Origin of the sequence: Sphingobacterium paludis (genome assembly GCF_004364125.1) — a bacterium.
GTDB lineage: Bacteria > Bacteroidota > Bacteroidia > Sphingobacteriales > Sphingobacteriaceae > Sphingobacterium > Sphingobacterium paludis.
In genome coordinates this window covers 708,155-716,203 of record NZ_SNZV01000002.1, presented here as the reverse complement: position 1 = coordinate 716,203, position 8,049 = coordinate 708,155, and the positions used below count along the sequence as shown (strand labels likewise).

At 44.2% G+C, this 8,049-nt stretch carries 6 protein-coding genes; all 6 read right to left on the bottom strand.

Translation table 11 applies throughout. From position 1 onward, the window contains the following. Positions 1 to 1,147 precede the first annotated feature (1,147 nt). The gene (ccoS, locus tag B0I21_RS05995; protein ID WP_133639545.1) at positions 1,148 to 1,333 is read right to left on the bottom strand and encodes a cbb3-type cytochrome oxidase assembly protein CcoS; all 186 of its coding nucleotides are present in this window, start codon (positions 1,331 to 1,333) and stop codon (positions 1,148 to 1,150) included. 38 nt (positions 1,334 to 1,371) lie between these two features. Further along, a complete protein-coding gene (locus tag B0I21_RS05990) occupies positions 1,372 to 3,771 on the bottom strand; it encodes a heavy metal translocating P-type ATPase (protein ID WP_133639544.1) in 2,400 nt (799 codons plus the stop codon). A gap of 44 nt (positions 3,772 to 3,815) precedes the next feature. Next, positions 3,816 to 5,174, bottom strand: coding sequence for an oxygen-independent coproporphyrinogen III oxidase (gene hemN / locus B0I21_RS05985; protein WP_133639543.1), 1,359 nt, complete (start codon positions 5,172 to 5,174; stop codon positions 3,816 to 3,818). Continuing rightward, positions 5,155 to 5,601 (bottom strand): Rossmann-fold NAD(P)-binding domain-containing protein, encoded by a 447-nt coding sequence (locus B0I21_RS05980; RefSeq protein WP_133639542.1) that lies wholly within the window; start codon positions 5,599 to 5,601, stop codon positions 5,155 to 5,157. Before B0I21_RS05980 ends, hemN begins: the two co-directional genes overlap by 20 nt. Positions 5,602 to 5,790: 189 nt before the next feature. Further along, positions 5,791 to 6,849: a response regulator gene (locus B0I21_RS05975; protein WP_394346343.1), complete on the bottom strand. Its 1,059-nt coding sequence runs from the start codon at positions 6,847 to 6,849 to the stop codon at positions 5,791 to 5,793. A 10-nt stretch (positions 6,850 to 6,859) separates the two neighbouring features. Next, positions 6,860 to 8,047 carry a PAS domain-containing sensor histidine kinase gene (locus tag B0I21_RS05970; RefSeq protein WP_133639540.1) on the bottom strand — a complete coding sequence of 396 codons (1,188 nt, stop codon included), beginning with the start codon at positions 8,045 to 8,047 and terminating at the stop codon, positions 6,860 to 6,862. Positions 8,048 to 8,049: the final 2 nt, after the last annotated feature.

The following is an 8,049-nucleotide window of genomic DNA, read 5'->3' as shown; positions in this document are numbered from 1 at the left end:
GCTAGCGTTCATCCTGAGCCAGGATCAAACTCTCCATTGTAAAAATGAATTGTTCGACTCCCGACTATTTATCAATAAATAATCAGAATCGTTTTTGTTGTATCTTACGTTCCGAACTGACAGGTTGATTTGTTTGTTATTGTATAACTTTCATCTTCCGACTACTCGTTACGCTACATGATCATATCTCTTAAAGAACTGTTATCGCCGCCGCGTCGCGCTTTGGCATCCTATATATCGTGGCATCGCTGCCCGAACTATCTTTTTTTGTTTCCCTCCGTTTCGTTGGGACTGCAAAGGTAGAAGATTTTTCCGGATCCGCAAAATAAAGTTGAACTTTTTTTTCGCTGCCCCCAAAGGGCAAAAACCGGCGAAAGACCCCTTGTATACAGGCTTTTCCATCTCCACGTGTTCGCTTTTCAATTGTCCCTCCCTTGCGGAGTGGTGCAAAGATAGAACTTTGGCACGATCCCCGCAAACATTCCCCGCTTATTTCTTGCCAAAACACCGCAAGACACTGGGGATCTGTGGAATATTTTTATCAGGCGCTCCTGTTCACCCGCCATTTGGCGCCACCTGATCGGAAGAGCTTGATACCAAAAGGAAATGCTGTTGGGCTATTCATCGCGTGTTCATCGGTCTTGAGCAAAGAAAAGCTTGTAAAAAAAATTGCATCTAGCCCTTTAGAAAATCTTTACTCGGGGAATCCAATTATTTGTTTTGCCTAGCTGCCCCCCAATAATGCACGCTATCCAAAGATCATATGAAGATCGACAGGCCTTGTAGGATCAATAACGCGCAAACCGATGCTGTATACGTGTGCGAGATAGTATAGGAATGTATCGACCAATACAAAGGACGCCGGACATGCTTTACTTGCAATTTGGAATACTTTTTGTTATATTACCTATATTAAACAAATAAAGAAAGGTCATTAATGATTAAAAAAGAAAAGTTAAAAACTACCAAATTAGAGAAAAACCCATACATGTATTACATGACAAATTGGGGATTCGTTGAGCAGAGCTCCGAGAAAACAGACATCAGGTCTAAAAACAACAAAAGAGGCTAGTCCTCAACTAGACGTAGAAAAAAGAGGTGCTTTATGATAAATAAGGCATTTTATTTTTTCCGTCAGAACCAACCATCATTCCGCATTTCCGCGTTCATCTCTCCCCTCCTTCTCCTCTACGATTTCATTTTCAAACAAAATACGTACCGACGGCGTATAGGTATCGTCGTGCTGACCAGATCGAGTAGCCCAAAAGAAAGCCCCTAAGAAAATTAATGCAATCAATATACTGCAGCCTATCAAAAAAAATATAATATTCATCGCTATACTACCTTTATCGGTCTAAGACAAACGTCTTGTTATGTCAAACCATTGCGTCGGGCAAACCAACGTGTGGCTAAACTGGTGAAAGAAATAATCGTCACCGTGCTGATGGGCATTAAGACCGCGGCAAACAAGGGCGACATCGTCCCCTGCACAGCAAAACTTAAACCGATCATGTTATACGCTAAAGAAATGGCAAAGCTCATATGTATAACTTTTACCGCGTCTTTAGCAAATGCAAAAAGCAACGGTAACTTTCCAAAGGAAATCCCATCCAAGATGGCATCACAACTTGGCGAAAAATTATTGATATCGTCAGAAACCGCTATCCCCAGATCGGCTTTTTTCAAGGCTCCAGCATCATTCAAGCCATCGCCCAGCATACATACCTGTAGGCCTTGCTCCTGCCAGTCTTCTATATGTCGCAGCTTATCGGCGGGCTGCTGATTAAATATCAATTTTGACGATTTAGGAAAAATAGCCCGCAGCGCATCTGCACGTCGTTCATTATCGCCAGAAAGCAGGTGTAGCGTATACTTATCTTCTAAGGCATGAACCACATTGGACAAGCCTTCCCGCCAAGATTGCTCCAGCGTAAAAAAACCGCATACATGATTATCAATCGCTACGTAGACGGCGGTACCCTCCATCTGCCTCGGCCCGATAGATACGAACTCGCCAGATCCTACCTTAACCTCCTGGCCTCCGACCGTCGCATGGATACCTCTACCCACCTGTTCATCAAAACTCGTTAGCTCTAATGGCCGATCTTCGGCGAGCCAGTGCACAATTTCCCGGCTCAACGGATGGCTCGAATGGCGACACACCGAATAAAGCAACTTCCGATCATGTAAACTTAGGATTCCTTCAAAAAGCATGGTGGATGATTTCGGCGAGGAGATCGTACCGGTTTTATCAAAAACCACACAATCTATTGCGGCCATCTGCTCTACGACTGCAGTGTTTTTTACATACATTTTATTGCTATCCAAAATGGAAAGTGCCGCCGACAAGGTGAAAGGCGAGCTTAACGCCAGTGCACAGGGGCAAGCGATAATTAATACCGCGGTACATGCTTCCCAAGCGCGAGACGCATTGTTTTCCATCAGCCAAAATAGCGTTGCCATGATGGCTATCGCTAGTAAGCCCATCGTAAAATATTTGCTTATAAAACCGATAAAAGTGTCAAACTTCTTCTCATAGTGCTTGAAACTTTCGTTATTCCACAGCTTAGTTAAGTAGCTTTGGGAAACCGGCTTGACCACTTCTAATTCAATGGCTTCGCCTGTTTGGCGGCCTCCGGCGTACACGATCTCTCCCAACGATTTCGGAATGACTTTCGATTCGCCTGTTACGAAACTAAAATCCACCGCCGCGCGGCCTTGCAACAGAATGGCATCAGCTGGAATAATTTCATTGTTTCGCACGCGGATCCTATCCCCGACCTGAAGACTGGCCAGTTGTACCGGACGATCCATATGCTCATCCACCACCGTTACAGCAACAGGAAAGTATGAACGGTAGTCGCGTTCGAAAGAGATATAGTGATATGTACGTTGCTGTACCCACTTTCCGATCAAGATAAAAAACACCAAACTGCATAAGGTATCGGCAAAGCCCGGACCTGTCTGGCCTATAACCTCCACGGCTGTACGTAAAAAAATAACGAAGATACCTAGTGCAAGTGGCACGTCCAAATTGAGCTGCCGTTGTCGAATACTTTGCCACGCCGAATAAAAATAATCCGAAGCGCTGTATAGCAGTGTAGGTATAGCAAAACCCAAATTCATATAGCCAAAAAAACTAGCGTAATTTTTTTCGAAGGCATCCATGCCAAAATACTCCGGGAAACTCAGCATCATCGAATTTCCGAAGCAAAATCCTGCAACAGCTATCTTGGCTACTAATGGATGAGTATGCGCACGGTTACCTTCCTTCACCACATCTTGCAGCGTGATCTTGGGCTCGTAGCCAATCTGTGTGAGGAGATCCACCAAACCGCGCAAAGAAAGGTTATCGGGCTTAAAGGTAATACTCGCCTGTTTCTTCATAAAATCTACCTGCGAAGCCAATACTGCCGCATTAAGTTTATAAAGATGCTCAAGTAGCCAGATACAAGAGCTGCAATGAATTGCCGGGATGTATAGGGTAATAATCGTCCGGTCCTCATCTTGGTAATCTACCAGCTTCTGCACAATGTCCGATTCATCCAGATACGACATATCTGTCGGGGCATTTTTCTGCGACTTCCCAGGATGGCTATTGTAGCGGTAGTAACTATGCATATCCCTTGCTGTCAGCACCTGATAAACAGTTTGACAGCCTAAACAGCAGAACGAATGATCATCAAGCTGATACAACCCTCCTTCTATCGCGATGCCATCACCGCAGTGGTAGCAGGCTGATTTTTTCTCTACATCCTTAAAGACGGCCATGGCTTTGCTTATGTAATTTCTGGAATATTGCTGATGTTGACTTATTATATGGCTTGACTAAAAACCTTCTCGGTACTTTGTGCGCGGTGCAGGCGTTGATCGAAAGCCATACAGATATTTCTTAAGAAAGAGCCTCCCAAAGTCGTGGCCTGCACCATAGATCCTTTTATCTCAACTAGTCCGTCCTGTTCCAACGGTTTCAAACGTGCCAGCAAAAGAGCAGACAACGCGGTTCCCGGATCAAGCTGCACATTGGATCGGCACATCATGTCTAAAATATACTGCCGGACACGACAATCCTCCTGATCCAAAAGATGGCCTTTACTAACGGGCAAGCGCCCTTGATCCAGCAGCTGATAATATTCCTCTACTGTTTTTACATTCTGGGCAAAACTATTCCAAGCGTCGCTGATAGACGATACGCCCAATCCCAACAATAGCGGCGTATAGCGGTCGGCATATCCCATGAAATTCCGATGTAAACGTCCCTCTTCTGCTGCCTTAAACAATGCATCCGATGGTAGAGCAAAATGATCCATTCCGACATCTCGATAACCCGCTTGTTCGATCATCGCCTTCCCTACACCATACAATGCTAACTTTTGCTTTCCCGCCGGCAAATCAAATTCCGTAAACCGCCGCTGCCCCGGCTTCAACCAAGGAACATGTGCATAGCTATAAAAGGAGATACGATCGGGCTTTAGCGCTAAGGATTGTCGGATGGTTTCTTCAACTTTCACTTTGCTTTGGCGTGGCAATCCGTAAATTAAATCGAAATTGATTGAGCGATAGCCTATTTGCCGTGCGGCATGCACAACTGCTGCAACCTCCTCAATAGATTGATGCCTGTTGATCACGTATTGCACTTCCGGATCAAAATCTTGTATACCCAAACTCAGACGCGTAAAACCAAGGTCATACAGTGTTTGAAGATGTTCGTTTGATGTGTTAGCCGGATGCGCTTCAAAGGAAAAAACGGCGTCATCGGCCACCTGAGCACCATCTAGCAATGCGGAAACTAATGATTTCAAATTCGTGGCTTGAAAAAAAGTTGGCGTTCCTCCCCCGAAGTGAATTTCACTGATCCGGATATTTTCACCCAACACCTGCCTATACATTTCCCATTCTTTCAGGAGATAGGCGATGTAGGGAATCTCTACCGCATGATTCTTGGTAATGCGTGTATTGCATCCGCAATAGGTGCACAAGCTTTCGCAGAATGGCAAATGCACGTAAAGACTAATACCTGCAGTCTTCGAACTTTGGTAAGTCGCTTGTAAACGTGCTACCCACTCGTCAACCTGAAACTGATGCTGATCCCAAAAGGGTACGGTAGGATAGCTGGTGTACCTTGGGGCCGACACATTGTATTTATCGGTTAATTTATCTAGTATGGTTCTCATCTGAAGGGGTATTGAAGGGTGTAATAGAACAATCTTTAACACAGCAGCACGCCGTGCCAACACACCGGCCACTATCCCATAAATTCAGATTTCGAATGGTTTGCTCCGCAATTCCTTTTGCCGTTCGATCGGGATACGGTGTATTTGCCACTTGTATATTTAAATCAGCAGCGCGGTACAAATCAATATGATCGGTGTTTAAGGAACGGGTAACAATCTTTTGTATACCGACCTCCTTCAATTGATCCAAGATATCGGCATTCAGCCTGTCATCCGCGGATACAATAACGACCTCCTTCCCAGATGCGTAATGCAGCGTATTATAATTCAGCGCATTGGAAATTAATGTCAAATCATGAACTTTCCCATTGGCACGGGCAAGCAGCTCCTTTTCAAAATCTTTTATATTATAAGCAACAGCTTTCATGAGGTCTTTTCTGTAAAGTATACGCACAAAAGTACCCTCGGATGACGTAGCACAGCATGTGTTGCATCAAATAAGAAAATGATACTGGTCACACAAAAAGAATGCGGCCTTGTGGATGTTCATATTCCATAAGGCCGCATTGTGCGTTATAGCTGCTTGCAGATCCGTTAAAGGATAAGGCTTAACGCGTTAAAACTTTACGTTTCTTAACTTTGCAATAGAAAAAATTCGAATCGCATTTCCTTCCTTCGTTATTAGGCGTTCTTCTTTAAAATCCGCTAACATACGGCTGATGGTTTCATTAGCTGTACCGGCCAACGCCGCCAAATCGTCACGTGATATACGGATCAAAACTTCATCTTGCGCAGGCGAGGATGTCGTTTTTTCAGCAACATTCACCAAAGCATTTGCCACACGCTTGCGTACTGTATCGTATGCGAAGCCCAACATTTGCTCTTCTTTCTCCCGGATGTTGCCGGATAGCAACTTAATAAACTTGCTGGCAATAGAAGGCTTATTATACATCAACTCGAAAAAGCGCTCTTTTGGGATCAGCGCAATCTCCGAATCTTCGAGTGTAGCAGCATTATCACTATATTTTTCATTTAGTAAGACCGCCTCATAACCGAAAAATGTGTCATGTATATGGATGTCCGTAGAAAGCTCTCTTCCATCTTGGTAAAACAGGAAACTTCGCACTTTCCCTTTCAGCAGGTAGTAAACGAAAACCGGGGAATCACCGGCTTCATAGATTGACTGCTTTTTCTTAAAAATCTTGACTCGGGCATCTTTTACCAGATCGTGTAAGAGGTACTGCTGTTCATCTTCATTAAGATGAAGATGTGCGCGGTGCGCAGCCGTTCCGGTCAACTTTTCGCGTTTTTTAAAGCGACTTTCAATAGCATTCAAGAGCTCAATATCATCAAAAGGCTTAGTCAAGTAATCGTCTGCGCCCATCTCCATTGCCTTGCGCAAATCAGCACGTTCGGATTTAGCGGTCATAAAAATAAAGGGAATGCCGGCCGTCAATTCATTCTTACTCAACATATACAGCACACCGTAGCCATCCAATTCAGGCATCATGATATCACACAGAATAAGATCCGGCTTATTTTTTATTGCCAGATCGACACCAACTTTCCCATCCGGCGCGGTCAATATTTCGTAGTCGCCAGTGAGCGACAGCACTTCGGCCGTACCTTCTCGAATTTCGAAATTATCTTCAATAATCAGTATTCTTTTTGCCATTATGGTCCTACTATTGCTGGAACGTCATTTTAAATACAGCACCTTCATTTATGGCCGAGGTATATTCCATCACACCATCCATAAGCTGAACATACCTTTTAACAATATTAAGTCCAAGACCCGTCCCCGGGATATTCCCAATATTTTGAGCACGGAAAAACGGTTCAAAAAGACTTTTTTGATCTTCAGTGGGTATACCGATGCCGTTATCGCGAATACAAATCTCGCAGATATCGTCCTTTATTTCAGTAGAAAATTCAATGAACGTATCTTCGCCCGAATATTTTATCGCATTGGAAATTAAATTTATAATGCTACTCTTTATCAAGTGGCTGTCCAAATAGAAGATGCCGACATCACCGGTATGTTGATATACAATATGTTGATTTTTTTTGCAGATCATCTGCATTTCTTCTGTGATTTCCTCGGAAAGTTCTACCAGATTGATATCCGCTTTATTGGCAACAACCTTCCCTGCCTCCAATTTCTCCAGGGAAAGGAAATCGTTGAGAATGTTGTTGAGCAGCTGCACGGCACCACGAATGCGATGCGTGTGTTTGATCACGTTCTGATAATCCGGGCGTTCCACGTACTTTTCGATCAACGAAGCGGAAAGTTGCACAGCGCTCAACGGCGTACGAAACTCGTGTGAGGCCATCGACACAAAACGTGATTTCATTTGGTTAAGTTCCTTTTCCTTCTCCAAGGATAGGCTTACGTCTGATTTCGCCTTCTCCAATTCGGAGACTAACTTGATCAAATCTTTGGTTCGCTCGCTAACCTTCGCCTCCAGCTTATTAGCATGCTCCCGCAATTCGTCTTCTGCTGAACGCTCTTTGGTCAAGTCATGGATAAACCCCGTAAAAATGTTCTTATTCTGGTAATAGACTTCGCTGACAGCCAATCGAAATGGAAAGGTCGTACCATCTTTCTTTCGCCCCATCACTTCCCGACCAATGCCAATGATCTTTTTGACACCGGTATGCTGATAATTGGTAATGTACCCATCGTGCTTGCTTCGATCGGGCTCGGGCATAAGCATCGCGATATTATTGCCAATCACTTCTTCTGGTTCGTAACCGAATAGCGCAGATGCTGCCGGATTGATCGACTCCACTAGCCCACGACTATCAATAGTGATAATACCATCGATGGCATTGTCGATGATAGCGGATAAAAGCTTTGCGGAGTCAACCATTT

What these genes read in the sequence shown, in the direction of transcription:
- ccoS (WP_133639545.1), bottom strand. Translation starts at nt 1,333, where the DNA reads ATGAATATTATATTTTTTTTGATAGGCTGCAGTATATTGATTGCATTA.
- B0I21_RS05990 (WP_133639544.1), bottom strand. Translation starts at nt 3,771, where the DNA reads ATGGCCGTCTTTAAGGATGTAGAGAAAAAATCAGCCTGCTACCACTGC.
- hemN (WP_133639543.1), bottom strand. Translation starts at nt 5,174, where the DNA reads ATGAGAACCATACTAGATAAATTAACCGATAAATACAATGTGTCGGCC.
- B0I21_RS05980 (WP_133639542.1), bottom strand. Translation starts at nt 5,601, where the DNA reads ATGAAAGCTGTTGCTTATAATATAAAAGATTTTGAAAAGGAGCTGCTT.
- B0I21_RS05975 (WP_394346343.1), bottom strand. Translation starts at nt 6,849, where the DNA reads ATGGCAAAAAGAATACTGATTATTGAAGATAATTTCGAAATTCGAGAA.
- B0I21_RS05970 (WP_133639540.1), bottom strand. Translation starts at nt 8,047, where the DNA reads ATGGTTGACTCCGCAAAGCTTTTATCCGCTATCATCGACAATGCCATC.